At 70.3% G+C, this 25,977-nt stretch carries 23 protein-coding genes, 1 tRNA gene, 1 other RNA gene, 1 pseudogene and 1 riboswitch; of the genes and pseudogenes, 21 read left to right on the forward strand and 5 right to left on the reverse strand.

Annotated features, from left to right (window positions below):
- Nucleotides 1-35 precede the first annotated feature (35 nt).
- From BN1187_RS06530 to BN1187_RS06570, 9 genes are all read left to right on the forward strand, one after another.
- Nucleotides 36-464: a DUF3052 domain-containing protein gene (locus tag BN1187_RS06530; protein ID WP_052462439.1), complete on the forward strand. Its 429-nt coding sequence runs from the start codon at nt 36-38 to the stop codon at nt 462-464.
- 85 nt (nt 465-549) lie between these two features.
- Nucleotides 550-622: transfer RNA gene (locus BN1187_RS06535), tRNA-Val, on the forward strand.
- 133 nt (nt 623-755) lie between these two features.
- A riboswitch (TPP riboswitch) is annotated at nt 756-872 on the forward strand.
- 83 nt (nt 873-955) lie between these two features.
- Nucleotides 956-1,729 (forward strand): 3-oxoacyl-ACP reductase, encoded by a 774-nt coding sequence (locus tag BN1187_RS06540; protein ID WP_040160294.1) that lies wholly within the window; start codon nt 956-958, stop codon nt 1,727-1,729.
- Nucleotides 1,730-1,841: 112 nt separating this feature from the next.
- The gene (gene prfB / locus BN1187_RS06545) at nt 1,842-2,954 is read left to right on the forward strand and encodes a peptide chain release factor 2 (RefSeq protein WP_040160297.1); all 1,113 of its coding nucleotides are present in this window, start codon (nt 1,842-1,844) and stop codon (nt 2,952-2,954) included.
- Nucleotides 2,955-3,290: 336 nt separating this feature from the next.
- Nucleotides 3,291-3,974 (forward strand): cell division ATP-binding protein FtsE, encoded by a 684-nt coding sequence (ftsE, locus tag BN1187_RS06550; protein WP_040160299.1) that lies wholly within the window; start codon nt 3,291-3,293, stop codon nt 3,972-3,974.
- Nucleotides 3,975-4,003: 29 nt separating this feature from the next.
- Nucleotides 4,004-4,906: a permease-like cell division protein FtsX gene (gene ftsX, locus BN1187_RS06555; RefSeq protein WP_218184601.1), complete on the forward strand. Its 903-nt coding sequence runs from the start codon at nt 4,004-4,006 to the stop codon at nt 4,904-4,906.
- Nucleotides 4,907-4,959: 53 nt separating this feature from the next.
- Nucleotides 4,960-6,570: a M23 family metallopeptidase gene (locus tag BN1187_RS06560; RefSeq protein ID WP_040160301.1), complete on the forward strand. Its 1,611-nt coding sequence runs from the start codon at nt 4,960-4,962 to the stop codon at nt 6,568-6,570.
- Nucleotides 6,571-6,771: 201 nt separating this feature from the next.
- Nucleotides 6,772-7,248 (forward strand): SsrA-binding protein SmpB, encoded by a 477-nt coding sequence (gene smpB / locus BN1187_RS06565; RefSeq protein ID WP_040160303.1) that lies wholly within the window; start codon nt 6,772-6,774, stop codon nt 7,246-7,248.
- Nucleotides 7,245-9,209: a DUF2207 domain-containing protein gene (locus BN1187_RS06570; protein ID WP_052462440.1), complete on the forward strand. Its 1,965-nt coding sequence runs from the start codon at nt 7,245-7,247 to the stop codon at nt 9,207-9,209. The genes smpB and BN1187_RS06570 overlap by 4 nt, the downstream gene beginning before the upstream one ends.
- 1 nt (nt 9,210) lies before the next feature.
- On the opposite strand, the gene BN1187_RS06575 is transcribed toward BN1187_RS06570, so the two are convergent.
- Nucleotides 9,211-9,579: an FKBP-type peptidyl-prolyl cis-trans isomerase gene (locus BN1187_RS06575; RefSeq protein ID WP_040160305.1), complete on the reverse strand. Its 369-nt coding sequence runs from the start codon at nt 9,577-9,579 to the stop codon at nt 9,211-9,213.
- Nucleotides 9,580-9,656: 77 nt separating this feature from the next.
- Here BN1187_RS06575 and BN1187_RS06580 point away from each other — a divergent pair, with 77 nt between their 5' ends.
- From BN1187_RS06580 to BN1187_RS06620, 9 genes are all read left to right on the forward strand, one after another.
- Nucleotides 9,657-10,223: a DUF1707 and DUF4870 domain-containing protein gene (locus BN1187_RS06580; RefSeq protein ID WP_040160307.1), complete on the forward strand. Its 567-nt coding sequence runs from the start codon at nt 9,657-9,659 to the stop codon at nt 10,221-10,223.
- Between the two features lie 77 nt (nt 10,224-10,300).
- Nucleotides 10,301-10,672: a transfer-messenger RNA gene (gene ssrA / locus BN1187_RS06585) on the forward strand.
- A gap of 112 nt (nt 10,673-10,784) precedes the next feature.
- Nucleotides 10,785-11,348, forward strand: coding sequence for a YqgE/AlgH family protein (locus BN1187_RS06590; RefSeq protein WP_082034576.1), 564 nt, complete (start codon nt 10,785-10,787; stop codon nt 11,346-11,348).
- Nucleotides 11,349-11,361: 13 nt separating this feature from the next.
- On the forward strand, nt 11,362-12,078 hold the full coding sequence (gene mtrA / locus BN1187_RS06595) for an MtrAB system response regulator MtrA (protein WP_040160312.1): 717 nt from the start codon (nt 11,362-11,364) through the stop codon (nt 12,076-12,078).
- Nucleotides 12,075-13,631: an MtrAB system histidine kinase MtrB gene (mtrB, locus tag BN1187_RS06600; RefSeq protein ID WP_235750623.1), complete on the forward strand. Its 1,557-nt coding sequence runs from the start codon at nt 12,075-12,077 to the stop codon at nt 13,629-13,631. The genes mtrA and mtrB overlap by 4 nt, the downstream gene beginning before the upstream one ends.
- A complete protein-coding gene (locus tag BN1187_RS06605) occupies nt 13,628-15,319 on the forward strand; it encodes an LpqB family beta-propeller domain-containing protein (protein ID WP_040160314.1) in 1,692 nt (563 codons plus the stop codon). Before mtrB ends, BN1187_RS06605 begins: the two co-directional genes overlap by 4 nt.
- A gap of 46 nt (nt 15,320-15,365) precedes the next feature.
- Nucleotides 15,366-16,040 carry a ComF family protein gene (locus BN1187_RS06610; RefSeq protein ID WP_072042004.1) on the forward strand — a complete coding sequence of 225 codons (675 nt, stop codon included), beginning with the start codon at nt 15,366-15,368 and terminating at the stop codon, nt 16,038-16,040.
- Nucleotides 16,041-16,163: 123 nt separating this feature from the next.
- The gene (hpf, locus tag BN1187_RS06615; RefSeq protein ID WP_040160320.1) at nt 16,164-16,790 is read left to right on the forward strand and encodes a ribosome hibernation-promoting factor, HPF/YfiA family; all 627 of its coding nucleotides are present in this window, start codon (nt 16,164-16,166) and stop codon (nt 16,788-16,790) included.
- A 44-nt stretch (nt 16,791-16,834) separates the two neighbouring features.
- Nucleotides 16,835-18,022: a winged helix-turn-helix domain-containing protein gene (locus BN1187_RS06620; protein WP_235750624.1), complete on the forward strand. Its 1,188-nt coding sequence runs from the start codon at nt 16,835-16,837 to the stop codon at nt 18,020-18,022.
- 173 nt (nt 18,023-18,195) lie between these two features.
- On the opposite strand, the pseudogene BN1187_RS06625 reads toward BN1187_RS06620, so the two are convergent.
- The 3 genes and pseudogenes from BN1187_RS06625 to BN1187_RS06635 all read right to left on the reverse strand — a co-directional run.
- Nucleotides 18,196-18,972: pseudogene (locus tag BN1187_RS06625) on the reverse strand (amino acid ABC transporter ATP-binding protein); the annotation flags it as partial.
- Nucleotides 18,972-19,949 (reverse strand): amino acid ABC transporter permease, encoded by a 978-nt coding sequence (locus tag BN1187_RS06630; RefSeq protein WP_052462441.1) that lies wholly within the window; start codon nt 19,947-19,949, stop codon nt 18,972-18,974. The pseudogene BN1187_RS06625 and the gene BN1187_RS06630, both read right to left, overlap by 1 nt.
- 2 nt (nt 19,950-19,951) lie before the next feature.
- Entirely contained in the window at nt 19,952-20,854 is a 903-nt protein-coding gene (locus BN1187_RS06635; protein ID WP_040160322.1) for an ABC transporter substrate-binding protein, read from the reverse strand.
- A 210-nt stretch (nt 20,855-21,064) separates the two neighbouring features.
- On the opposite strand from BN1187_RS06635, the gene secA reads away from it, so the two are divergent.
- Nucleotides 21,065-23,848, forward strand: a complete 2,784-nt coding sequence (secA, locus tag BN1187_RS06640; protein ID WP_390620206.1) for a preprotein translocase subunit SecA — start codon at nt 21,065-21,067, stop codon at nt 23,846-23,848.
- On the opposite strand, the gene BN1187_RS14030 is transcribed toward secA, so the two are convergent.
- Nucleotides 23,823-24,293 carry an Rv3235 family protein gene (locus BN1187_RS14030; RefSeq protein WP_040160327.1) on the reverse strand — a complete coding sequence of 157 codons (471 nt, stop codon included), beginning with the start codon at nt 24,291-24,293 and terminating at the stop codon, nt 23,823-23,825. The two genes, secA and BN1187_RS14030, sit on opposite strands and share 26 nt — an antisense overlap.
- Nucleotides 24,294-24,369: 76 nt before the next feature.
- Between BN1187_RS14030 and BN1187_RS14035 the strand changes: the two genes are divergently transcribed.
- Together BN1187_RS14035 and ku are read left to right on the forward strand one after the other, a co-directional pair.
- Complete coding sequence (locus BN1187_RS14035; protein ID WP_040160330.1) at nt 24,370-24,834, forward strand: DUF6912 family protein; 465 nt, start codon at nt 24,370-24,372, stop codon at nt 24,832-24,834.
- Nucleotides 24,835-24,940: 106 nt separating this feature from the next.
- Complete coding sequence (ku, locus tag BN1187_RS06655) at nt 24,941-25,780, forward strand: non-homologous end joining protein Ku (RefSeq protein ID WP_052462443.1); 840 nt, start codon at nt 24,941-24,943, stop codon at nt 25,778-25,780.
- Nucleotides 25,781-25,977: the final 197 nt, after the last annotated feature.

Raw genomic sequence — 25,977 nt, forward strand, 5'->3', positions numbered from 1 at the left:
CAGTATCAGACGTAACGATGAGCTGGAGGAATCGAGTGGGTACCACGACCGGGCCCGGGGGCACCCAGCCCCGGGGAGCCGTCGCACTAGGGCTTGCGCAGGGGAACATCGTGCAGGAACTTGGCTGGGATTCGGATGTCGATGACGACCTTCGGCAGCAGATCATGGACGCGATCGACGCGGACATGGTGGAGGAGCCCATCGAGGCCGTCGACATCGTGCTGTTGTGGTGGCGCGAGGAGGACGGCGATCTCGTCGACGGCCTGGTCGACGCGCTGCGCGACCTCTCGGACACCGGCTCGATCTGGCTGCTGACGCCGAAGGTCGGCCGCACGGGTTACGTCGATCCCGCCGACATCCAAGAGGCCACGCTCACCGCGGGACTCGCGCTGGCCAACCCGGCGAGCGTGTCCAGGGAATGGCAGGCGCAGAAGATCGTCCGGCCCAAGCACGGACGCCGCTGACCGTCCGTCCGCCGCCCGTCGCTCCCGGAGGTTCGCCGTCGACTCGGCGGACGCGGCCGGGCGACTCGCTAGGATGACCAGGCTCGGGCGTATAGCTCAGTTGGTAGAGCGCCTCCCTTACAAGGAGGTGGCCGGGGGTTCGAGTCCCTCTGCGCCCACGGGGTGTGATGAGTCGAGTGGTGATTCAACGGCAGCCGGCCGGAATGTTCCCCGGCGATCGTCCGTCCTCCTCGTCGAAGGGTCGACCGCCGTTTGCGCTTGTGCTGTCCCCGGAGCGCGTGGTGAGATGACGCCAGTGACACGGGGTGCCGGGTCTGTTCTCCAGGACGGAGTACGGGTCGGCTGAGATGACACCCGTCGAACCTGATCCAGTTAGCACTGGCGAAGGGAATGTCCCGATCGGCCGCTCGACGGCCCTTCCCGCGGACTGCCGGGCCGAGGTGGGCCCGCCGCGGTCGGATGTGCTTTCGCCCCCGGCAGTGAGGCATGACATGACCAACCCCCTCCCACTCGACCAGCAGCTCGTCCTCGTCACCGGGGGCGCCCGCGGCCTCGGCGCCGCGATCTCCCGGGCCTTCCTCGCCCAGGGCGCCCGCGTGGTCGTCAACTACCGGACGTCGCGGGCCGCCGCCCAGGACCTTGTGAGTGAATACCCCGACCGGGCGTGGGCGGTCCGGGCGGACGTCCGCGACCGCGCCCAGGTCGACGACCTGGTGGGCCGCGCCGGGGAGCATTTCGGCTCGTCCCTCACCACCGTGGTCAACAACGCCCTGGCCGACTTCTCGTTCAACGGCGACGCCCGCGCCAAGGCCGGCGGCATCGACTACGACGCCTTCGCCGCCCAGTTCGCGGGTTCGGTTCAGGGTCCGCTCAACGTCATCCAGGCGGCCCGACCGGGCATGGCGGCCGTCGGCTTCGGCCGCGTGATCAACATCGGCACCAATCTGTTCCAGTATCCCGTCGTCCCCTACCACGACTACACCGCCGCCAAGGCTGCATTGCTGTCGCTCACCAGGACCTTCGCCGACGATCTCGGCCCGCAGGGCATCACGGTGAACATGGTTTCGGGCGGTCTGCTCCGCACGACGGACGCCTCCGCCGCGACCCCGGACGAGGTCTTCGACGCGATCGCCGCGGGCACGCCGCTGCGCCGCGTCACCACCCCCGAACAGCTCGCCGACGCCGTCTTGTTCTTCGCCTCGCCGTGGGCCCGCGGCGTGACGGGTCAGAACCTGATCGTCGACGGCGGTCTGGTCAAGGGCTGAGCCGGACGGCTGCCCGGACGCGGGGGGCGTTCGTGCGTTCTAGAGGTTTGGGACGGTCGCACCGGACGCGGCGGCGCGCGTCCGGTGCGGGTCGCGGCTAGACTCCTCCTTCGTGGCTGCTGCAGACATTCTTGAGAAGATCCCCGAGCTCGATCGGTCGCTGACGTCCATCGAGGCCGTCATCGACCCCGACAAGCTGCGGGCGGAGATCGAGGACCTGGAGAAGCAGGCCGCCGCGCCCGACCTGTGGAACGACCAGGAGAACGCGCAGCGGGTCACGTCGCGCCTCTCGCGGGTCCAGGCCCAGCTCGAGCGGGTCTCGACGCTGCGCACTCGCCTGGATGATCTCGGTCTCATGGTCGAGATGGCGCAGGAGGAGGACGACCCCGATGCTCTCGCCGAGTGCGACCGCGAACTCCGCAAGCTGACCGGCGACATCGAGACCCTCGAGGTCCGCACCCTCCTCTCCGGCGAGTACGACGAGCGCGACGCGCTGATCACCATTCGCGCCGAGGCCGGTGGCGTCGACGCCGCCGACTTCGCGCAGATGCTGTTGCGCATGTACCTGCGCTGGAGCGAGCGGCACGGCTACCCGTCCGAGGTGTACGACACCAGCTACGCCGAGGAGGCGGGGCTCAAGTCGGCGACCTTCACGATCCGCGAGCAGTACGCCTACGGCATGCTGTCGGTCGAGCAGGGCACCCATCGCCTCGTCCGCATCAGCCCCTTCGACAACCAGGGCCGCCGCCAGACGTCCTTCGCCGGGGTCGAGGTTCTGCCCGTCACGGAGGAGGCGGACCACATCGACATCCCCGAGGGTGACATCCGCGTAGACGTCTTCCGCTCCTCGGGCCCCGGCGGCCAGTCCGTGAACACGACCGACTCCGCTGTCCGCATCACGCACCTGCCGACCGGGTTGGTGGTGTCCTGTCAGAACGAGAAGAGCCAGTTGCAGAACAAGGCGGCCGCGCTGCGCGTGCTGCAGTCCCGCCTGCTCGAGAAGGCCCGCCAAGACCGCGAGGCGGAGATGAACGCGCTGAAGGGGGAGGGCGGCAACAGCTGGGGCTCGCAGATGCGCAGCTACGTCCTGCACCCCTACCAGATGGTCAAGGACCTGCGCACCGACTACGAGGTGGGCAACCCCGACGCGGTCTTCGACGGTGAGATCGACGGCTTCCTGGACGCCGGTATCCGCTGGCGCCGCCAGCAGGCGGTGGACGCCTGAGCCCCTCGCGGACGCCGGCGGCGGTTTAGTGCGCGTCGTCTCACGAACCCGCGTGGCGGACGACGCACTGGGTAGAACTCTCCGGCGGCTGCCCCGCCAGTGGAACCTTCCGGCGGTTGACCTGCCGGTAGAACCTTCCGCTGGTTGACCCGTCGCGACCCAACGTGGGTCGTGGTCGAGGGGCGTGGTCCAGCCGGTTTCGAGACACGCGTCGTGATCAGCGTGCCCGCCCAGGCGCGTCGCCCCGGGGGCGCTGCGCGGCAAGCCGTAGACTCGGCGACGGTCACCCCCGCGTGCTGGGGGTGCGTGTCCGCCCTCGACCCTCCGGGAACCGCTGTGATCACATTCGACGCCGTCTCGAAGACCTACCACGGTCAGACCCACGCCGCGCTCACCGACGTGAGCGTGGACGTGGCCAAGGGCGAGTTCGTCTTCCTCGTCGGCGCGTCCGGCTCGGGCAAGTCCACGTTCCTGCGCCTCATCCTTCGCGAATACCGGCCCACGTCCGGCCATGTCTACGTCGCCGGCGACGATGTGGGACGTCTCCCGTCCTGGCGCGTCCCGGGCCTGCGTCGCAAGGTCGGCGTCGTCTTCCAGGACTTCCGGCTGCTGCCGGGTAAGACCGTCTACCAGAACGTCGCGTTCGCGCTGCAGGTGATCGGCAAGCCGAGCTCCGTGATCAAGAAGACCGTCCCCGAGACGCTCGAGCTCGTCGGCCTCGCCGGCCTCGGCGACCGGATGCCCGACGAGCTCGCGGGCGGCGAGCAGCAGCGCGTGGCGCTGGCCCGGGCCTTCGTGAACCGCCCGCCGATGCTGCTGGCCGACGAGCCCACCGGCAACCTCGACCCCGCGACCAGCGTCGGCATCATGAAGCTGCTCGACCGCATCAACCGCACCGGCACCACGGTGATCATGGCCACCCACGACGCGACCGTCGTCGACCAGATGCGCCGCCGCGTCATCGAGCTCGTGGACGGTGTCGTGGTCCGCGATCAGAGCAAGGGCGTGTACGGCTCCTAGCCAGCACCGTCGAATCGGAAAGGATCCCCATGCGCCACACCCTCTCGGAGACGTTCACCGGTCTGCGCCGCAACCTGTCGATGACGATCGCCGTCATCGTCACGATGTGGGTCTCGCTGTCCCTGTTCGGTGTCGGCGTCATGGCCGCCCAGCAGGTGGACCTCATCAAGGGCCGCTGGTACGACCGCATCGAGTTGACGGTCTTCCTGTGCACGTCCGCGTCCCAGGGCCCCAACTGCGACGCAGGCCAGGACGCCACCCAGGCGCAGAAGGACGCCATCCGGCAGGCGCTGGAGTCGAACCCCGAGGTGCAGACGGTCTACTACCAGAGCAAGGATCAGGTCTTCGAGGAGTTCAAAGAGGTCTACAAGGACTCCTCGATCTTGAGCGCGATGTCGCCGAAGGACATGCAGGACCTCTACCGCATCAAACTGAAGGACCCGCAGGAGTACCAGGGCGTCCGCGCCGCGGTCGAGGGGATGCCCGGCGTCCAGGCGGTCCAAGACCTGCGGCAATATCTGGAGCCCTTGTTCGGCTGGCTCAACCTGGCCCAAGGGCTCGCGGTGGGAGCCTCGGCATTGCTGCTGCTGGCCGCGGCGCTGCAGATCATCAACACCATCCGGATGGCCGCCTACTCGCGTCGGCGCGAGCTCGGGATCATGCGCCTGGTGGGCGCCGGCAACTGGTACATCACCGCCCCGTTCGTGCTCGAATCCCTTATCGCGGCCCTCATCGGGGCGGCGCTGGCGTGCGGGACGCTCGCCGCTCTGGAGCAGTTCGTGATCATCGACAACGCTAAAGTCTCGATTCAGACTGTGCACTGGGTTGAGTGGCAACATGCGAGTGTCGCTATGGCAGGGGTTGTTCTGGTGGCGATCGTCCTCTCTACTGTTCCTGCGTTGATAGCGACACGTAGGTACCTCAAGGTCTGACCAGCTTCCGGTGCCGCGATCGCGTCCCTGACTCAAGGAATGAGAGTTCGATCGTGTTCGAGGTTTCCCCCGCCCTGGTCAACCTCCGCCGTGCCAGCCTGCGCGTCGGCCTGGTCGCTGCCGCGGCCGCGCTGACGGCCGGCGTCGCCGTCCCGCCGGCGATCGCCGACAGCGTCGCCGACAAGCAGCGTCGCGCCGCCGCGCTCGCCGAACAGCAGAGCGGCGCCGCCGCGGACGTCCGCCAGTCCCAGGCGAACGTCACCTCCGCCACCGACACCCTGCTGAAGTCCCAGGCTGCCCTGGACGACGCCCAGTCGAAGCTCGCCGGCGTCCGGGGGGAGTTGCAGCAGGCCCGCGCCTACGACAAGCAACTGGCCGCGGAGCTCGCCCAGGCGCGCGCCGACCTCGCCGCGGCCAAGAAGGCCACGGCGCAGGGTGCCGCAGACGTGGCCGCCCAGCGACGCCTCCTCGGGCAGGCGGCTCGGGAGGCCTTTCAGTCGCACAGCGACCTGACCGGGGTCACGGTGGTCTTCGGCGCCGAGTCGCCCGCCCAGTTGGAGCAGCGGATGCAGTGGAACACCACCGTCTTCGACGCCCAGACCCAGGACCGGCTCCGCCTCGGGGAGGCGCTGACGCGCCTCGAGGCGGCTCAGGCGCGCCAGGACGCCGCCGAGAAGAAGGCCGCCTCCGACAAGGACGCCGCGGCCGCCCAGGTGGGCGTCGTCGCCGGCCTGGAGCACGAGGCGTCCGCGCAGGCCGCCACCGTCGCGCGGTTGGTGGCCACGAACGAGCGCAACCGCGCCGCCGCCCAGGGTGAGCTCACTGCCGACGAGGCCCGTTACCGCGAGCTCAGCAAGGAGAGCGCCGACCTGACCCGGCAGATCCAGGCCCAGATCGCCGCCGAGCGGGAGGCCGCCCGCCAGCGCGCCATCGCGGAGGCCAAGCGCCGCGCCGCCGAGAAGGCCCGCGCCGAGGCCGCCGCCAAGCGCGAGGCCGCCCGGCAGGCCGCCGCCAAGGCCGCCGCGGCGCGAGCCGCCCGCGAGGCGGAGGCCGCCCGCATCGCCGAGAACCGTGCCCGCTCGGCCAAGGAACGCGCCCAGCGGGCCGCCAAGGCCCGGGCGGCCGTGGCGAAGGCCCAGCGGCTCCGCGTCGCCGCGGCCAACGCGAGCCGGACGGCCAGCCGCGCGGCGGCCGTCTCCCGCCAGTCCGCCTCGTCCCGTGCCACCTCGGTCGTGCGGACCGCCTCGGTCCGGGGGCGCGTGTCCGCACGGGGGTTCGTGTCGCCCGTCAACGCCACGCCCGGCTCGTCCTACGGCCTGCGTTTCCACCCGATCCTGAAGTACTGGCGCATGCACAACGGCACCGATTTCGGCGCGGCCTGCGGCATGCCCCTGCACGCGGCGATGAGCGGCAAGGTGCTGTGGGCCGGCCCGCGCGGCGGCTTCGGCAACTTCGTCCTGCTGGGCCACGGCGAGCAGCCGGGCGGCTACTTGACCACCGGGTATGCCCACCAGTCCCGGATCGTCGTCAGGACCGGGCAGACCGTGCAGCAGGGCCAGATCATCGGGTACGTCGGCACGACCGGGCTGTCGACCGGGTGCCACCTGCACTTCGAGGTACGCCACAACGGCGTCCCGACCAACCCGCTGGCCTACCTGCCCTGACCTCCCAGGGCGGGCCGCGCCGGCGCCCGGTTGCCCGCCGTGCCCCGGACCGGCGGCACCCTAAGGGCCGAGCGTCGGCTGGGCCCGGGGCGGCACGGATCCCCGTAGCGGCGCCCGGATCGGACGCCTCCGGCGGGCCGGGCCGCGCTAGGGGCCCCTGGTAGGGTGGCGGCACCGTTTGCGCTAGGGGAGGGATCGCCCATGCCACGACCATCCGGCCGCGTCCTGGTCGCTCAGAACAAGAAGGCCCGGCACGACTACCACATCGGCGATCGCTTCGAGGCGGGCCTCGTGCTCACGGGCACCGAGGTCAAGTCGCTGCGTGAGGGACGGGCGTCCCTCGTCGAGGGCTTCGTCACCGTGGACGACGGCGAGGCCTGGCTCCGCAACGTGAACATCCCCGAGTACCGCTTCGGCACCTGGACGAACCACGCGCCCAAGCGCAACCGCAAGCTGCTGCTCCACCGCAAGCAGATCGACAAGCTGGAGCGCGAGACCGACAACTCGGGGCGCACGGTGGTCCCGCTGTCGCTGTACTTCTCCGACGGCTACGCCAAGGTCGAGATCGCCGTCGCCACCGGCAAGAAGGACTGGGACAAGCGCCAGGCCATCGCCGAGCGCGACGCGAACCGCGAGGCGCAGCGCGCCCTCGCCGCCCGGAACAGGGGACGTCGATGAACCTCGCCACGAGCACGTCCGGGCGCCCCGACGCCCTGTCGTCAGCGCACGCCGCGCCCACCGCACCGGCGGCGGTGACGGCGCGGTCTAACTCCCCCCGCATCCCAACCGTGGCGGCCCGCCTCGTCGTGGCTGTCCTGCTCGCCCTGGGGGCAGTGATCGGCTTCGCCCGCCCGGCGATGGCGGCGTCGGACGATCAGTACGACCGCTACGACATCGACTACGTGGTCAACGCGCAGGGCTGGACCGAGGTCACCGAGACCATCACCCTGCGCTTCGGCTCCCAGTCGGGCCGCCACGGGCTGGAGCGCACGCTGCCCACGCGCGAGCCGTACGACGACGACCAGGACGTCGTGTTCGAGATCCCGCGCAACAGCATCAAGGTCACCTCGCCCGACTCGGGCGTCTCGACGGCGACGTCCATCAGCACGGACGACAACGGCCGCGACCAGGGCCTGCGGCTGCGCGTCGGCGACGCGAACCGGCGCATCAGCGCCCCGACGGCCACCTACGTGTTGAAGTATCAGGTGCGCGGCTGGCTGCGCAGCCCGAATAACACCCCGCAGCTGTACGTGGACGCCTTCGGCTCCGATCACCCGGCCGTCCGCTCCTCGACGGTCACCCTCACGGTGCCGGGCGGCGTGACCCAGACCGACTGCTTCGTCGGCGCCGTCCGATCGAACCAGAGCTGCGCCTCCGACACGGTCGGCGCCGACGGAAAGGCGACCTTCAAGGCCACCAACCTCGCCGACGGGGAGCTGTTCACGATCGTGGCCGGCATCAAGCCCGGCCAGGTGAGCCAGGCGACACCGATCCTCGTGGAGCGCTACGGCCTGGCCGAGGAGCGCGCGCGGAACACCGCGCTGGGGGCCGGCGCCGGCGTCTCCCTGCTGGCGCCCATCCTCGGCTTCCTCTACTACCGCCGCCGCGGACGCGACGAGCGCTTCGCGGGGCTGCCGCCCGGCACGTTCCCGGGTCGCGGCCAGGCCGCGACCACCGTGGCCGACACCGGCAAGGTGGAGGTGCCCGTCGCGTTCAGCCCGCCACGGCTGCCGCTGACGTACTCGGGTTACCTGTTCGACCGCGAGCACAAGATCGAGCACCTGACCGCCACCCTGGTCGGTCTCGCCGTGGCGGGGGCCGTCCGGCTGCGCACCGACGGGGAGAGCCCCATCGTGGAGCCGCGCGACCCGAGCCGCATCCCCGACGAGCCGAGCCGGCTCCTGTACGAGCGGCTCTTCGGTTACGACCAGCGGCCGATCGCCCTCAACGTCCCCGGCGAGATGGACAAGGCGCGCCGTGAGCTGAACCGCGATGCCGAACTCGCCGCGGCGCGCAACGGATGGTTCCGCAACCTGCCCGGGCGCGCCCAGGTCGGGGGCGGTGCGGGCTTGCTCATCATGGTGCTGGTCGCGATCGTCTTCTTCGGCGGGGGAGCGGGAGCGCTGCTGTGGTTCGCCCTTCCGGTCGTCGGCATGGTTCTGCTGACCGCGATGGTGGTGGGCAGCAAGATGCGCAAGGGTCAACGTTCGGCGACGGGCCGCGCGCTCACCGACCAGATCGAAGGTTTCCGGCGCTACATCGCGACCGCCGAGGCCGACCAGCTGCGGTTCGAGGAGAGCGAGGGGGACATCTTCAGCCGCTACCTACCCTGGGCGATCCTGTTCGGGCTGACCGAGCGCTGGGTGAAGGTGTGCGAGCGCGCCGTTCAGCTTGGCATCCTCAACGAGCCTCGCGGCGATTGGTACGGGGCCACCGGCTGGGATCCCACCTTCATGCTGTGGAACCTCAGCCTGTGGAACTCCGGCATGAACACCACCGCGCTGCCGGCCCCCGACACCGGCGCCGGCGGAGGGAACTTCAACTTCGGCTCCGGCTCCGGGTTCGGCGGCGGCTCCGGCTTCGGGGGCGGCGGCTTCTCCGGCGGCGGCTTCGGGGGCGGCGGCTCGGGCAGCTGGTAGGTCAGGCGACCCCGACGAGATCGCAGACGAAGATCAGCGTCTCGTTGGGCTTGATGACGCCGCCGGCGCCCCGAGCGCCGTAGCCCAGGTGCGGCGGGATGGTGATGCGGCGGCGTCCGCCGACCTTCATGCCGACGAGGCCGTCGTCCCACCCCTTGATGACCTGGCCCGCACCCAGGTTGAACACGAGGGGCTCGCCGCGGTCGTAGCTCGCATCGAACTCCTCGCCGCTGCTGTGGGCCACGCCCACGTAGTGCACGGCGATGCGCTTGCCGCGGACGGCTTCGGGGCCGGTCCCGACCTCGAGGTCGTCGATGACGAGCTCGGTGGGGGCGGGGCCGGTGGGGATCTCAACGTCAGGCTTGTCCATGGCCCGAAGCCTAGGGTCCGGGGGTCGTCCGGGGGAAACCGGATCCGCCAGGCGGGCTTGGTCGGCACACTGGAGGTATGAGTTCCCTGTTTCCGTCTCCCGCCACCACCGTGACCACCCAGGAGCGCCAGCGCGCCGAGGGCCTGCTCAAGGACGCCTACGCGCAGGGGCGCATCGACGAGGTCGAGCTGGACGAGCGCATGACGCTGGTGCTGGGCTCGGAGCAGCGGACCGACCTGATGCGCGCGTGCTCGGGCGTCGTCCCCGTCCAGGCCATGATCCCGCCGATCCCGCGTCCCGCCGTGACGCGCGGAACCGGGCTTGCGTCCCTGGCGCACTTCTCGGCCCTGTTCACCTGGATCATCGGGCCGTGGCTCGCCTATCAGGTCGCCGCCCCGGGCAGCTACGCGCGCCGCGAGGCCGCCAAGGCGTTCAACTTCCAGGTCGTCGCGTCGGTGCTGGCGGTCGTGACGGGCGTCGTCGCGAGTCTCTTGACCGAGTCGGTCGGCGTCGTGATGGTGATCGGGTGGCTCGGCTGGTTCCTGTTGACCGTGTTCGGCGGGGTGCGCGCGGCGGGCGGCTCCGACTGGCGCAATCCGGTCACCCGCGTCATCAACTGGCAGGTGCTCGATCCGCAGCGCTGAGTCGCCCGGTTCAACGCGGGCCGAGCGTGGAGTATGCTGGTCCGACGCCGGGCTGCAGGGCTCGGCACAACTCAACAGGGGGTGACTGGTTTCGACTTGGGACGGTAGTCCCAGGGGAAGCGGGCCGAGGATCCAGGGACATCTCGTTAACGACTCCTGGAAACTAATAACTGCCGAATCCAATCGCGCAGACTTCGCTCTCGCTGCCTGATACAGCGATCGAAGGGTCAGCCCGGGCGTAGCCTTCCGCCCGGTTCCTGGCCTCATTCAGAAGGCTTGCTGATCAGCTGACGCCTTAGCGGCTGATCGGGACTTTTCTAGGGCTGGGCTCGTCCACCACTTGCTGGTGTAGAGGGTGGGAGCCGAGTAGAACGCCACCGCCAGCTGCGCCCGGAGAAGACCTGGTTCGCCTCTTGAGGACGCGGGTTCGATTCCCGCCACCTCCACCCCGTGTGAGCGCCAAGCGCCCGGCCCCTGAGGGTCCGGGCGCTTCGTCGTTGCGGCCCCGACCCGCTCGGGGGTTGTCCGCCTGGCAGGATGAGGGGCGGAAAGGGGACGCGGATGACGACATCGCCGATCGAGCCGGGGCTGCTGCTCGTCTCGAGCCCGGCCCTGAGCGACGGTGTGTTCGATCAGGCCGTCGTGTTCGTCCTCGACGCGGACGCCTCCGGCGCCCTGGGCGTCCGGCTGGACCGGCTGAGCGGCTTCGATCTGGAGACCGCGCTCCCGGGCTGGGCCGCGCTGGCCAGCTTCCCGGCCGTCCTCTTCGACGGCGGACCCGTCTCGCCCGAGGGCGCCATCTGCCTGGCCGCCCCGCTCAACGACGGCGAGGAGCCGCCGGGGTGGCGTCCGCTGTACGGCGGCATCGGCCTGCTGCACCTGGACACCCCGCTGGAGATCGCCGCGGGCGCCTACCGTGACCTGCGCGTCTTCGCGGGGTATGCCGGCTGGGGACCCGGTCAGCTCGATGCGGAGCTGGATCGGGGCTTGTGGCACGCTGTCAGCACCCGCTACTCCGATGTCTTCGACCCCGACCCGTCGACACTGTGGCGGCGCGTGCTCCGCAGGCAGGGTGGAGCACTATCCTTACTGGCAGGGTGGACCGCCACCCCCGAACTGAACTAGAAGGAAGTGAACGGTGCCCGATTCCGCCAAGGCTCTCACCGGTAGCCGCGTGCTCGTGGTCGACGATGATTCTGCCCTCGCCGAGATGCTGCAGATCGTGCTGCAGGCGTCCGGCCTCGAAACAGACTGGGTGGGCCGCGGCGACGAGGCGTTGGAGGCGTTCCGGCGCTTCCGCCCCGATCTGGTGCTCCTCGACCTGATGCTTCCCGGGCTCGACGGCGTCGACGTGTGCCGCGAGCTGCGCGCCGAGTCCGACGTGCCGATCGTCATGCTGACCGCGAAGTCCGACACCCAGGACGTCGTCGCGGGGCTCGAGGCGGGCGCCGACGACTACGTGGCGAAGCCGTTCAAGACCCAGGAGCTGCTGGCCCGGGTCAAGACCCGGCTGCGCCGTTCGGGCACCGAGGGCGACGAGCAGACGGTGCTGCGCATCGGCGACCTCGTCATCGACGTCGAGGCCCACACGGTGCACCGCGGGGAGACCGCGATCGCGCTGACCCCGCTCGAGTTCGAGCTGTTGCTGGCGCTGGCCCGCAAGCCGCGCCAGGCGTTCACCCGCGAGCTGTTGCTGCAGGAGGTCTGGGGCTACCGGCACCCCGGCGACACCCGGCTCGTCAACGTGCACGTGCAGCGGCTGCGCTCGAAGATCGAGAAGGACCCTGAGCACCCTGAGATCATCGTGACGGTGCGCGGCATCGGCTACCGGGCGGGGACTCCGTCGGCCGCATGACCGCTCTGCGCCGCGTTCTGGGTGCGCCGAAACGGCTCTGGGCGAACTCGCTGCCCTTCCGCACGGTGGTCAGCGTCATCGTGGCGAGCCTCCTCGTGCTGGCCGTCACCGGCGCCGTCCTGCTGTACCAGTCCGAACGCGGCGTGGTGGAGGCGAAGACCCAGGAGTCGGTAGCCGAGGCGTCCTCGACCATCGAGTGGATGCAGAACCAGCTGCGCAGCAGCGACCTGCGCGGGACGAACGTCGACGCCCTGCTCATGACCATCACCCGGGAAGCGGCCGACCGCGGCAACGTGGCGGACGTCTACTCGGTCGTCACCGAGATCGGCTCCGCGGACGCCGCGTCGGCCGGCGTGGACGTCGACTCGGTGCCCGCCGAGATCCGGCAGCGGGTGCGGGCGGCGAGCCCGGGGGAGATATTCACCACCCCCACCGAGATCCGCTACACCGACGGCCGCGACCCCGAGCCCGGCGTCGTCGTGGCCGGCACGCTGGGATCCCAGGCCTTCGGGCACTACCCGGTCTACTTCCTGTTCACGATGAACCAGGAGGTCGAGACGGCCGAGCTCGTGCGCCGGGCCGCGCTGGTCAGCGGCGTCATCTTCCTGCCGTTGATGGCGATGATCATGTACCTCATCAGCACCCAGATCCTGCGGCCCGTGCGCGCGGCCCGGCGCGCGGCCGAGCGGATGGCCTCCGGAAACCTGGAGGCACGGATGAACGAGGAGGGCCCCGCCGACACCGCCGGGCTGGCCCGCTCGATGAACCACCTCGCCGCCGAGCTGAGCCGACGCATCGGCGAGCTCGAGGACCTGTCCCGGGTGCAGCAGCAGTTCGTCTCCGACGTTTCCCACGAGCTCCGCACTCCGCTGACGACCGTGCGGATGGCGGCCGACGTCATCTACGCCGAGCGCGACGACCTCCCGCTGGTCACCGCCCGGTCGGCCGAGCTGCTCAACCGCGAGGTCGACCGCTTCGAGACGCTGCTGACCGACCTGCTCGAGATCTCCCGCTTCGACGCCGGAGCCGCGCTGTTGGCGATCGAGGAGAACGATCTGGCCGACGTCGTGGCCGAGGAGGTCGAGGCGCAGCAGCCGCTCGCCGACAGCTACGGGAGCGAACTCGTCGTGCACGTGGACGGACCCTGCGTGGCACAGTTCGACGCCCGCCGCATCCGCCGCATCGTCAGCAACCTGCTGTCCAACGCGATCGAACACGGCGAGGGGCGCCCCGTCGAGGCCACGGTGGTCGCCGACGATCAGGCGGTGGCCGTCGCGGTGCGCGACCACGGCATCGGCCTGACCCCCGAGCAGGCCGAGAAGGTGTTCGACCGGTTCTGGCGGGCCGATCCCTCGCGGGTGCGCACGGTCGGCGGCACCGGCCTCGGGCTGGCCATCGCGCTGGAGAACGCCGAGCTGCACCACGGCTGGCTCGACGTCTGGGGTCGGCCCGGGCGGGGCGCCCAGTTCCGGCTGACGCTGCCCCGGCACCCCGGCCGGCCGCTGGTCCGGTCCCCGCTGCCGCTCGTGCCCGAGGGGGAGGAGGGCCGATGAGGCGACGCGTCGCTGCCGTGCTGGCCTGCCTGACGGCGCTGTCCGCCGGCTGCACCGCGGTGCCCACGTCCGGGCCCGTGGTCCCCGTGCCGGCGGAACCGAACCCGGTCAACCCCGGCGTCCGCGTCAACCCGCATCCGCCGACCCGCGGCGAGAGCGCCGAGGATGTCGTGGACGGTTTCGTCGCCGCGATGGCCTCCTACGAGACCGGCTACGAGGTCGCCCGGGAATACCTCACGCCCGAGGCGGCAGCGCGTTGGGACCCGCGCGCGGGCGTCCAGGTGTATGAGCAGAAGGCCGCCCCGACCCTGACCGGCGGCCGCTACGTCCTGTCCACGCAACGTCTCGGCGCCGTGAACTCCGAGGGGATCTTCCGGCAGGCCACCGGCACGATCACCCACGACTTCGGCGTCGTCCGGGACGCCTCGGGGGAGTGGCGGATCGCCAACCCGCCGACCGGCCTGCTGGTGTCGCAGTCGATCTTCTCCACGTCGTTCCTGCGGATCAACGCGTACCACTACGACCCGAGCGGGCAGTGGCTCGTGCCGGAACCGCACTACTTCCCGCGGGGACCGCACGCCCGCGATCGCGCCGCCGCGGCCGTCCTGGGCGGTCCCGCCGCCTGGCTGGCGCCGTCGGTGCAGGCCGGCCCCACCCTCGACCTCGACTCCACCGAGGTGGACGCCGCGGGCGTCGTCACCGTGAAGGTGAAGCCGACGGCGTCCCCGTTGCCGGACGCGGAGGAGCAGCGGGTGGTGACCCGCATGGTCTGGACGTTCCGGCAGTTCCCCTACGTGACCAAGTTGCGGGTGCTGTCGGCCGACGGCACGCCCTGGACGTTCCCGGGAAATCCGGGCGGCACGGTCCCGATGTCGTTCGGGCTGGACGCCTCGCCGGTGGCCGCCCAGACGTCGCGCCAGCTGTTCGCGATCCGTAACGGGCGGCTCGTGCGGGTGCTCGACATCGAGCAGAACACCAACGTCCTCGGGGCCGCCCCCGGCGCGACCGGCCTCACCGCGGCGGCCGTCCGTGGCGACGCCGTGCAGGCGGCGGTCGTGCAGAACGGGCGCACGCTGGCGCTCGCGGGGGTCACCGAGCCGTCGCTGCAGCCGATCCTGACCGCCAAGTCCATCGGGCGGCCGCACTTCTCCCGGCAGGGTGAGGTGTTCGCGCCCGTCGACGGCGGCCTGCGGGTGTATGCGAACGGCGCCTGGACCAGCCTCACCGTCGGCGGCCTCCCGGACGGGGCGGTCACCAACGTCCGGGTGGCCCCGGACGGCACCCGGCTCGCACTGGTCGTGCGACGCACCGACGGGCGCTGCGCCGCCGGCATCGCCCGCATCGAGCGCCACGACGGGCGGATCCGCGTCGCGGGCTGGACCGAGTTGGGGGTGCGGCAACTGTCGGGTGACAACCCGTCCGTCACCGACGTGGCGTGGGCCTCCGACAGCGAGGTGCTGCTCGTCACCTCGATCAATGGCGGTACGAGCGTCGTCCACTCCGACCAGGAGGGCGCCCAGTCGAACACCATGGGGCCGGCGGGCGCCACCGGCATCTCGGTGCTGGCGGGCGCGCCCGGGGTGGCGCCGGTCGTGCGGCTGGCCGACTCAGAGACCATGCGTTACTCCTCCAACATGCGCTGGTTGCCGCTGGAAGGCGCGACCAGCTCGGTCCTCTATCCCGGCTGAGTCTCCGCGCTGACAAGGGCTGAAACGCCGGTCCCATCGTGGGGGCGTGCCTGTGTCGAGCCTCGCGGCCGCCGCCGCTGACCTTCTGCTCGGGGGCCGCTGCGCGGTGTGCGGTGTCCCGGGCCGCGCGCTGTGCCCCGGCTGCGCGGCTCTGTTGGCACCCGAGCCGGCCCGCCTGGTCGTGGGCGGCCTGCCCGTCAGCGCGTCCGGGCTGTACGCCGATGCCCGGCGAGCCGCCCTGATCGCCTACAAGGAACGCGACGCCGCCGGGCTGGCCGCCCCGCTCGGCGACCTTCTGGGGGACGCCGCGGCAGTCCTGCTGCTCGGGCTCGGCCCGTGGCTGCTCGTGCCGATGCCGTCGTCGCCGGCCGCCGTGCGCTCCCGCGGGCGCGATGTCACGCTCGCGCTGGCCAGGCGCGCCGCGCGACGACTGCGGTCCGCGGGAACCGGCTGTTCCGCGGCGCCGCTGCTGGCCCACGCCCGCCCGGTCGCCGATCAGGCCGGCCTGAGCGTCGAGGGGCGTTGGGCGAATCTGGCGGGCAGCATGCGGGTGCGGACGCGGCGCCCGCCCGCGTGCTGCGTGCTCGTCGACGACATCGTCACCAGCGGGGCCACGCTGCTCGAGGCGGAGCGTGCGCTGCGGGCGGCCGGGCACCGAGTCGCCGGGGCGGCTGTGGTGGCGGTCACGCCTCGGCGACATCCTCGCGTGACGGGAGGGTGACGCTGTGGTTACCGCCGAGGTGCGCTAGCTTTGCGACATGGCACCTCGCCCGCGGGAAACCGGCTTCGCCGGGACAGCGCGGCCGGGGTGTCGTTGTTAGTGGCACCTAGACAGGAGGAAGACATGGACGTCCTCGTCACCGGTCGGCGTTGCACCATCAGCGACGATCTTCGCAACAAGATCACTGAGCGCCTCTCCGGGATCGAGCGGTTCAAGGACCGCGTGATCCGGATCGAGGTCCAGATTTCGGCCGAACCGCACGCCAAGCAGCCCGACCAGGCCATCAAGTGTGAGATCACGCTGGTGGGGAAGGGGCCGGTCGTGCGCTCCGTCGCGGCGGCCGAGGATAAGCAGGTGGCGTTCGACCATGCCCTCGACAAGCTGAAGGCGCAGCTGCGCCGCGCCGCGGATCGGCGCAAGCACCACCGCGGGCTCCGGCCGCCTCAGTACGAGGTGCAGGATCTGGGTTCGTCGCCCGCACCGGGCGACTCCGGCGACGGCGAGGGCGTCGAGACCCACCGCATCGCGGGGCTCGAGGTCACCGGCGACGGCCCGCTGGTCGTGCGCGAGAAGTTCTTCCCGGCGACGCCGTTGACGTTGGCACAGGCCCTGGACGAGATGGAGCTCGTCGGGCACGACTTCTTCCTCTACTGCGACGCCGAGACCAAGGCTCCCAGCGTGGTTTACCGGCGCCGCGCCTACGACTACGGCGTCATTCACCTGACCGTGGACGAGAAGCTCGCGGAGTGAGTCCCTCGGTGAGCGGCCGGGCGTCTCGGGCGCCCGGCCGCTCCTTGACTCTGCCGCAGGCGCGCCGGATCGCCCTGGCCGCCCAGGGCTTCGGGCGTCCGCGTCCCGCCACGGTGGGGATGCGGCAGGTGCAGCGGGTCATCGACCAGGTCGCACAGTTCCAGATCGACTCCATCAACATCGTCGCGCGAGCCCACTACTTTCCGCTGTTCGCCCGGTTGGGCCCCTACGAGCCGGGGCTGCTCGACCGCTGCTACGCGAAGGCGCCCCGCCGCCTGTTCGAGTACTGGGGGCACGCGGCGAGCCTCATCGACGTCCGGCTGGAGCCGGCGCTGCGCACGAGGATGGCGGCCGCGCAGGCGCGGCGGTGGCCCGCGGTGGACGCCGTCCGGGCCGCCCACCCCGGCCTCGCCGAACGCATCGTGGCCGAGCTCGCCGAGCGCGGACCCCTGCGTGCCAACGACATCGAGCACGCCGAGGATCGCCGCCGCGACCACTGGGGCTGGAACTGGTCGGAGGTCAAGCACGTCCTGGAGTGGCTGCTCAGCACGGGGGTGGTGTCGTCTGCGGGGCGTACGCCGTCGTTCGAGCGGCTCTACGCGCTGCGTTCCGACGTCCTCCCGGCGGCCGTGCTCGCGGAGGAGACGCCCGACCCGGTCGAGGCGAACCTGCAGCTCACCCGGCGCGCGCTGAGCGCCCTCGGTGTCGCCGACACCCGTGCGGTCGCCGACTACTTCCGCCTGCGCGTCGACACCACGAAGCGCTCGCTGCAGACCCTGGTCGCGGCCGGCGAGGCCGAACGGGTCACCGTCCCCGGCTGGCGCGACGGCTGGCTGGCAACGACGGCCGCCCGACCCCGCCGCGTCCATGGCCAGGCGTTGATCAGCCCGTTCGACTCGCTCGTCTACGAGCGGCAGCGCCTCGAGACGCTGTTCGGGCTGCGGTACCGCATCGAGATCTACACGCCCGCGGCGCGCCGGGAGTTCGGCTACTACGTGTACCTGTTCCTGTGCGACGAGGCCATCGCGGCGCGGGTCGACCTCAAGGCCGACCGGGCGGCCGGGGTGCTGCGGGTGCTGGCGTCCTGGCTCGAGCCCGGCGCGGATGCCGGGGACACCGCCGCACGCCTCGCCGGCGAGCTACGCACGCTGGCGTCCTGGCAGGCGCTGGGCGACGTGGCCGTCGAGCCGCGCGGCGACCTGCACGAGCACCTGGCCCGCGCGCTGTCCTGACAGGCTCAGCCCTCGGCCCGCGACGAGCCGCCCTCGGCCGAGCGGCGCTCGTCGTCGCCGGCCTGACGGTCTGCGACGTCTACTCCGGTCGGGACCGGAGCGCCGTCGCGCTCGTCGTGAGCGAACGGGATCGCCCGCTGTTCGATCGTCTCCTCGGCGCGCTCCTGGTCGTGCCGCACCCGGCTCAGGAACGTCCGCGTGCGATCCTCCTGCGGGTGCCGCAGCACCGCGTCGGGCGTGCCCTGCTCGACGACGACGCCGCCGTCCATGAAGATCACCCGGTCGGCGACGTCGTGGGCGAACGCGATCTCGTGGGTGACGACGATCATCGTCATGCCGTGCGCCGCGAGGTCCTTCATGACGCCGAGCACCTCCCCGACGAGTTCGGGGTCGAGCGCGGACGTCGGCTCGTCGAACAGCATCAGGTCGGGTTCCATGGCGAGCGCGCGGGCGATCGCCACGCGCTGCTGCTGGCCGCCGGACAGCTGGGAGGGGTAGTTGTCGGCCTTGTCGGCCAGGCCGACCTGCCCCAGCAGGTCCATCGCGCGCGAGCGCGCGCGGTCGGGCTGCTCCCGCTTGACGACGATGGGGGCCTCGGTGACGTTCTCCAGCGCGGTCTTGTGCGGGAACAGGTTGAACCGCTGGAACACCATGCCGATGTGCGAGCGCTGACGGGCGATGTCCTTGTCGGTGCGCTCGTAGAGCTTGCCGTCCCGCTCCTCGTAGCCGGCCAGCTCGCCGTCCACCCAGATGCGGCCGGCGTCCAGCCGCTCCATCTGGTTGATCAGCCGCAGGAACGTCGTCTTGCCGGAGCCCGAGGGGCCGAGCAGGCAGACGACCTCGCCGCGGTCGACCGTCAGGTCGACGCCGCGCAGCACCTGCACCGAGCCGAACGACTTCTGGACGTTGACCGCCAGCACCTGGTGGGCGGACGGGTCGGGCTGGGCCATCAGTGATCACTCCCGGGGAAATCGACGGCGGTGGTGTCGTTCGCCTTCGCCGCGTTCCGGCGGGACGGGGACGGCGCGTAGCCGCGGCCGAAGTGGTTCTCGAGCTGTGCCTGCCCGATCATCAGCACGGTCGTGGCCAACAGATAGTAGATCGTGGCCGCGACGTAGGAGGGGATCGGCTTGTAATACTGCGTGGAAATCTGGTTCAGCTGGAAGAACAGCTCGGTGGCCAGCGGGATCGCGCTGAGCAGCGAGGTGTCCTTGAACATCGCGATGGTCTCGTTGCCCGTCGGCGGCACGATGACGCGCATCGCCTGCGGCAGGACGATGCGCGTCATGGCCTGGCTCCGGCTCATGCCCAGGGCCTGGGCGGCCTCGGTCTGCCCGCGGTCGACGCTGATGATGCCGGAGCGGGCGATCTCGGCCATGTAGGCCGCCTCGGACAGGCCCAGGCCGAGCGCCGCGCCGAGCAGGCCGGTGAACAGCTGGTTGGCGTCGACGGCGCCCCACGTCAGGGTGGCATCGATACCGAAGAACGACATCAACCGATCCCCGTAGGGGATGCCCAGGGGGATCATGCCGCTGGGGAAGAACGCCCCCGCGGCGCCGAGCAGCGTCAGCAGCACGTACCGGGGGATCGCCCGGAAGAACCACGTGTAGGCGAACGCCACCCCGCGCAGGATCGGGTTCGGCGACAACCGCATGATCGACAAGACGATGCCCAGGGCGACGCCGAACAGCATCGCCAGCACGGTCACGATCAGCGTGCCCTTGATGAACCCGTCGATGACCGGCGGCTGCTGCATGGCCGCCCACGTGAACGACCAGTCGAACGCCTGGTTGTGCAGCAACTGGTCGATCAGCATGAGGGCGATCAGGATCACGACGACGACGGCGACCATCCGCCCGGGGTGCCGGACGGGCACGGCGTCGATGGCGCCGGGCCGTTCCTCAGCCCGAGGAGTTGACTCAGCCATCGTCAGGGGTTCACCGAGATCTGGTCGGTCGCGGAGTTCTCCTGGCCGTACTTGGCGAGGATCGCGTCGTACTGGCCGGACTTCTTGATGTCACGGGTGGCCTGGGCGATCGCGTCGGCGAACGCGGTGTTGCTCTTGGAGACGACGAACCCGTACGGCGCGGAGTCGGTGACCTCCCCGAGCGCCTCGATCTTGTTGTTCGACTGCTTGATCGCGAAGTTGGTGATCGGCGAGTCCGCGAGCATCGCGCCGGCCCGGCCGGAGATGACCGCGTTGTTGACCTGGCCCTGGTCGCCGAAGGAGAGCACGGTGATCTTGTTGTTGATCGGGCACTTCTCCTGGGCGGCCTTCATCTCGTCCTCTTGGACGGTGCCGGTCTGCACGGCGATGGTCTGACCGCACACGCTCTTCGGGTCGATCTTCTTCGGGTTGCCGACGGGGACCGCCCACAGCGTGCCGGCGTTGAGGTAGCTGACCATGTTCACCGACTTCTTGCGCTCGGTGTTGATGGTGAACGAAGAGACGCCGACGTCGTACTTGTTGGCCTGGATGCCGCTGAGGATCGCGTTGAAGGCGGACGGCTGCCAGGACGTCTTGACGCCCATGCGCGCGGCGACGGCGTCGAACAGCTCAACGTCCATGCCGATCACCGTCTTGCCGTCGGAGTCGAGGTACTCGTTGGGCTTGTAGGTGGCGTCGACGCCGACGATGATCGTGCCGGAACTCTTCACCCGGTCGGGCAACTTGTCGTGCAGCGCGGGGTCGGCGGCCACGGGCGCGACGGTGGCGCTGGAGCTGCCGGCGGGGGAGGCGGAGCCCCCGCTCAGCGACGGCGATCCGCAAGCGCTCAGCAGGAGGCCGACGGTGGTAGCGATGGCCCAAAGAGCAGGCTTTTTCGTCCGCATTGTTTTCCCCTCACGTGGTTCGGTGGCGGAATCTAAGCATGATAAGGGCGCGATCCACCATGATTTTCGTCCAGGCTGCATGTGTGGCGGCCGATCTGGTGGGAGGTCGGGGCGGTGTCGCCATGACGAGGTGACGCGCACCCCCTACGATGGAATCTGGTCCCGGCCACCTGGGCGGCCTTCGACGAAAGCAAGGGAAGCGCGAAACACGTGAGTGTCGTAGACAAAATGCTGCATATGGGTGAGGGACGCATCCTTCGCCAGTTGCGGGCCATCGCCGACCAGGTCAACTCCATCGAATCCGACTACGAGGCGATGGACGACGAGGAGCTCCGGGGCCAGACCGCGGACTTCCGGCAGCGCCTCGAGAACGGGGAATCGCTGGATCGCCTGCTTCCCGAGGCGTTCGCGACGGTCCGCGAGGCGTCCCGGCGGGTCTCGGGCAAGCGGCACTTCGACGTGCAGATCATGGGCGGCGCGGCCCTGCACCGCGGCAACATCGCCGAGATGAAGACCGGCGAGGGCAAGACGCTCGTCGCCACGCTGCCGTCCTACCTGAACGCGCTGACCGGCAAGGGCGTCCACGTCGTCACCGTCAACGACTACCTGGCGCAGTATCAGTCGGAGCAGATGGGCCGCATCCACCACTTCCTGGGCATGACCACCGGCGTGATCCTCGCCCACATGACCCCGGCCGAGCGCCGCGTGGCCTACGGCGCGGACATCACCTACGGCACGAACAACGAGTTCGGCTTCGACTACCTGCGCGACAATATGGCGCTGTCGCTGGAGGACTGCGTCCAGCGCGGCCACCACTTCGCGATCGTCGACGAGGTCGACTCGATCCTCGTCGACGAGGCGCGCACCCCGCTGATCATCTCCGGACCGGCCGAGGACAACCACCGCTGGTACCCGGTGTTCGCGCGCATCGCCAGCCAGATGACCCGCGGTCAGACCGACGGCCAGGGCAACGTCACCAAGTGGGGTCACTATGAGGTCGACGAGAAGAAGAAGACGGTGTCGATCCTCGAGGACGGCATCTCGCTGGTCGAGGACAAGCTCGGCATCGACAACCTCTACGAGAGCGCCAACACCCCGCTGATCAGCTACCTGAACAACGCGATCCGCGCCAAGGAGCTGTTCAAGCGCGACAAGGACTACATGGTCACGCCCGAGGACGAGGTGATGATCATCGACGAGTTCACCGGCCGCACGCTGCTGGGACGCCGCTACTCCGAGGGCCTGCATCAGGCGCTGGAGGCCAAGGAGCACGTCGAGATCAAGGACGAGTTCCAGACCCTGGCGACCATCACGCTGCAGAACTACTTCCGCATGTACGACAAGCTCTCGGGCATGACCGGCACGGCCAAGACCGAGGAGAGCGAGTTCCAGAAGATCTACGGCCTGGGGGTCCTGCCGATCCCGACGAACAGGCCGATGATCCGCAAGGACAACGCCGACCTCATCTACCGCACCGAGGACGCCAAGTTCGACGCGATCGTCGCCGACGTGCTCGAGCGGCACGAGGCGGGGCAGCCGGTGCTGCTGGGCACGGCGTCCGTCGCCAAGTCGGAGTTGCTGTCCGCCAAGCTGGACGCCGCGGGCGTCGCCCACGAGGTCCTCAACGCGAAGAACCACGCGCGTGAGGCCGCGATCATCGCCCTGGCCGGGCGCAAGGGCGCCGTCACCGTCGCCACGAACATGGCCGGCCGTGGCACCGACATCATGCTCGGCGGCAACGCCGAGTTCCTGGCCGACGCCGCCCTGAAGAACAAGGGGATCGACCCCGTGGAGCGGGCCGACGAGTACGACGAGCAGTTCCCCGCGATGCTCGCCGCCCTCGAGGAGCAGGTTGCGAGCGCGCACGACGAGGTCGTCGAGCTCGGTGGGCTCTACGTCGTCGGCTCCGAGCGCCACGAGTCGCGGCGCATCGACAACCAGCTGCGTGGCCGCTCCGGCCGTCAGGGCGACCCGGGCGAGTCGCGGTTCTACCTGTCGCTGCAGGACGACCTGATGCGCCTGTTCAAGAGCGACCTGATCGACCGGGTGCTGACGGTGCTGCGCATCCCCGACGACCAGCCGATCGAGAACAAGCAGGTCACCAACGCCGTCCAGAGCGCCCAGAAGCAGGTCGAGGCCCAGAACTTCGAGATGCGCAAGAACGTCTTGAAGTACGACGACGTGATGAACCGCCAGCGCCACGCGATCTACGGCGACCGCCGGCGGGTCCTGGAGGGCGCCGACGTCGAGCAGGAGCTGCGCGACGCGGCGTCCAAGGTCGTCAGCGACGTCGTCGTCGAGCACACCCAGGGCTTCATCGAGGACTGGGACCTCGAACACCTGTGGACCCAGCTCAAGACGCTCTACCCGGTGGGGCTGAATCTCGACGACTACCTGGACGTCGAGCTGACCCAGGCCGAGCTCGTCGAGGCGTTCACCGGCGACGTGCAGGCTGCCTACGATCGGCGCGAGCAGGAGCTCACCCCCGACATCATGCGCCAGCTCGAGCGGCAGGTGTTGCTCACCGTCCTCGACCGCAAGTGGCGCGAGCACCTCTACGAGATGGACTACCTGCGCGAGGGCATCGGCCTGCGTGCGATGGCCCAGCGCGACCCGCTGATCGAGTACCAGCGCGAAGGCGCGGACATGTTCGAGGCGATGATGGCCGCGTTCCTGGAGGAGGTCGTCGGCTACCTGTTCAACCTCGAGGTCAACGTCGAGCCCGCGCAGCCGCAGCCCGAGGTGGGGATGCAGGTCGACGGGGGAGGGACGCCGCTGCGTGCCGCCGACATGCTCGGGGACAGCGAACTCGCCGAGCACCGCCCCCGGCACGCGCTCAACTACTCGGCGCCGGATGAGGACGGCAACCAGATCGTCCGGGCCGAGGACGCCGCCCCGACGGTCGAGGAGGAGACGTTCAAGAACGTCGGCCGCAACCAGCTGTGCCCCTGCGGCTCGGGCAAGAAGTTCAAGAACTGCCACGGGCGACGGTGACGCCGCCGCCCGCCAGGGCGATCTCGATGGCCTGACAGACCCAGCGCGCGCCGCGGTTCTCCAGCCGGAGGGCCGCGGCGTACGTCTGCCCGGACCCCTCGTGGCTCAGCGCCAGCGTCGCCTCGACGACCCCGGGCGCCGGCACCTGGGCGTGCACCCGCACGAGGCGGAGGGAGGCGCCGTGCCCGCCGCGGGCCAGCCTTTCCACGGTGTCGTAGACGCGCGGGGCGGTCACGCCCTCCAGATGCTGGGCCGGACGCCGACCGCGGAGCACCTCCACCAACGCCTGACCCATGCGATGCGCCACCTGCTGCGCGTCGGACGTCCCGCGGCCCGAGCTCCGGGACGCCGCCGGCAGCGGCACCGCGAAGGGGGACAGCGGCGTGGCGGTGTTGAGCAGCCGCCGAGCGGGGCGCGTCAGCGGCGCCGGAGCGAGGATCATCATGAGCGCACGGTGCCGCACCGTGGCCGAACGGGGAATGGGGAGGACTCCCCGTCGCGATGCGTGCGATGCTGGGGACGTGCTCGTGTTTCTTCCGCTCAGCCCGCTCGACCTGACCGCGCTCGCGTCCGGGACGCCGTTGGAGGGCGTCCGCGGTTACGCGACGACGCCGTCGTTCCTCGCCTCCTTCGGCCTGACCGAGGCGGACGACGAGGACGCCGAGCGCACCGCCCTCTACGTCGCCGCACTGGAGGCGCTGCTGCGTCACGGCGTCCGGCTGGTCGCGGTGGCAGAGGACCAGCGCGCTCGCGACCTGCGCGACGACTTCGGTCAGGTCGAGACCGGCACCGTGGGCTTCGACGCGGTCAGCGCGCTCTTCTCCGACGATGAGGAAGGGCGGTCGATCGCCGCCGGCGTGCGTGCCGAGCTGGGGGAGGCGCCGCTGGCGCAGGCCTGGGACGATCCGGCCCACGAGCGACTGCTCGCCGAGACCGACCTGCTGTGGCACGGCCCGGCGGAGTGGGACCGCTTGACCCAGGACTGATGCCGAGCGGCCCCGCGCCCGGGCCGAGGCGCGGCCCCGGCGAACCGACCGCTCCGGACGGCGTCCCTGAAGTTGCCAACACGGGCAGTCCTGTCACACTGGGCGCATGCCGCGTTCGATCTGGAAGGGTGCCGTCTCGTTCGGCCTCGTCACCATCCCCATCAAGCTCTATGGGGCCACGGAGGAGAAGGACATCACCTTCCGCCAGGTTCACGACGAGGACGGCGGACGTATCCGCTACAAGCGGGTCTGCGAGGTCTGCGGGAACGAGATCCCCTACGAGCACATCGCCAAGGGGTACGAGGCCGGCGACGGCCGGATGGTGACGCTCGAGGCGTCGGACCTCGAGGACCTGCCGCTGCCCAGCGCGAAGTCGATCGAGATCGTCCAATTCGTCGACATGGAGCAGATCGACCCGGCCTACTTCAGCAAGTCCTACTTCCTGGAGGCCGAGGGGCCGGGCGTGAAGCCCTACGTGCTGCTGCGCCAGGCGCTGGCCGACTCGGGGCGCGCCGGCATCGTGAAGGTCGCGCTGCGCAACCGCGAGTCGCTCGCGCTGGTGCGCGCCCGTGACGACGTGTTGATGATGCACACCATGCTGTGGCCAGACGAGCTACGCGACGGGGAGTTCGCCGCGCCGCCGGACACCGCCAAGGCGTCGAAGGCGGAGCTGACGATGGCGACGTCCTTCATCGACCAGCTCACCGCCGACTTCGACCCGACCGCGTTCGAGGACAGCTACCGCGCGGCGCTGGAGGAGGTCGTCTCCGCCAAGCTGGAGGGCGTCGCGATGCCTGAGCAGAGCGACGAGGAGGCGCCGAAGGAGGCCGATGTCGTCGATCTGGTGGCGGCCCTTAAGGCTTCGGTCGAGGCAGCAAAGAAACGGCGTTCTGGTTCTGACAAGGGGAAAGGGGGCGAGGGGACGAAAAAGTCTCAAGTTGGCTGATTTTTAGGGAGCCATGTCGCTAAAAATGTCTTAGGATCCTCATGTCCTGACCAGACGACATCGGTCCCAGAGCAATCAGCTGGGGGGGAGGCCGCCCTCACGGACCTTCGGGTCCCTGTCCAAGAGAGTCTTCAGGCCCTATGGCATCCCCTCTGCGCCGCCGCATGCTCGCCATCCTGGCAGCCCTGTCCCTGACC

The sequence above is a fragment of the Nigerium massiliense genome (genome assembly GCF_000826085.1).
GTDB lineage: Bacteria > Actinomycetota > Actinomycetes > Propionibacteriales > Propionibacteriaceae > Propioniciclava > Propioniciclava massiliense.

Coding starts and splice junctions, on each gene's coding strand:
- smpB (WP_040160303.1), top strand. CDS start 6,772: ATGCCACGACCATCCGGCCGCGTCCTGGTCGCTCAGAACAAGAAGGCC.
- ftsX (WP_218184601.1), top strand. CDS start 4,004: ATGCGCCACACCCTCTCGGAGACGTTCACCGGTCTGCGCCGCAACCTG.
- BN1187_RS06605 (WP_040160314.1), top strand. CDS start 13,628: ATGAGGCGACGCGTCGCTGCCGTGCTGGCCTGCCTGACGGCGCTGTCC.
- mtrB (WP_235750623.1), top strand. CDS start 12,075: ATGACCGCTCTGCGCCGCGTTCTGGGTGCGCCGAAACGGCTCTGGGCG.
- BN1187_RS06575 (WP_040160305.1), bottom strand. CDS start 9,579: ATGGACAAGCCTGACGTTGAGATCCCCACCGGCCCCGCCCCCACCGAG.
- BN1187_RS06630 (WP_052462441.1), bottom strand. CDS start 19,949: ATGGCTGAGTCAACTCCTCGGGCTGAGGAACGGCCCGGCGCCATCGAC.
- BN1187_RS06590 (WP_082034576.1), top strand. CDS start 10,785: ATGACGACATCGCCGATCGAGCCGGGGCTGCTGCTCGTCTCGAGCCCG.
- BN1187_RS06580 (WP_040160307.1), top strand. CDS start 9,657: ATGAGTTCCCTGTTTCCGTCTCCCGCCACCACCGTGACCACCCAGGAG.
- ku (WP_052462443.1), top strand. CDS start 24,941: ATGCCGCGTTCGATCTGGAAGGGTGCCGTCTCGTTCGGCCTCGTCACC.
- hpf (WP_040160320.1), top strand. CDS start 16,164: ATGGACGTCCTCGTCACCGGTCGGCGTTGCACCATCAGCGACGATCTT.
- BN1187_RS14030 (WP_040160327.1), bottom strand. CDS start 24,293: ATGATGATCCTCGCTCCGGCGCCGCTGACGCGCCCCGCTCGGCGGCTG.
- BN1187_RS06635 (WP_040160322.1), bottom strand. CDS start 20,854: ATGCGGACGAAAAAGCCTGCTCTTTGGGCCATCGCTACCACCGTCGGC.
- BN1187_RS06540 (WP_040160294.1), top strand. CDS start 956: ATGACCAACCCCCTCCCACTCGACCAGCAGCTCGTCCTCGTCACCGGG.
- BN1187_RS06570 (WP_052462440.1), top strand. CDS start 7,245: ATGAACCTCGCCACGAGCACGTCCGGGCGCCCCGACGCCCTGTCGTCA.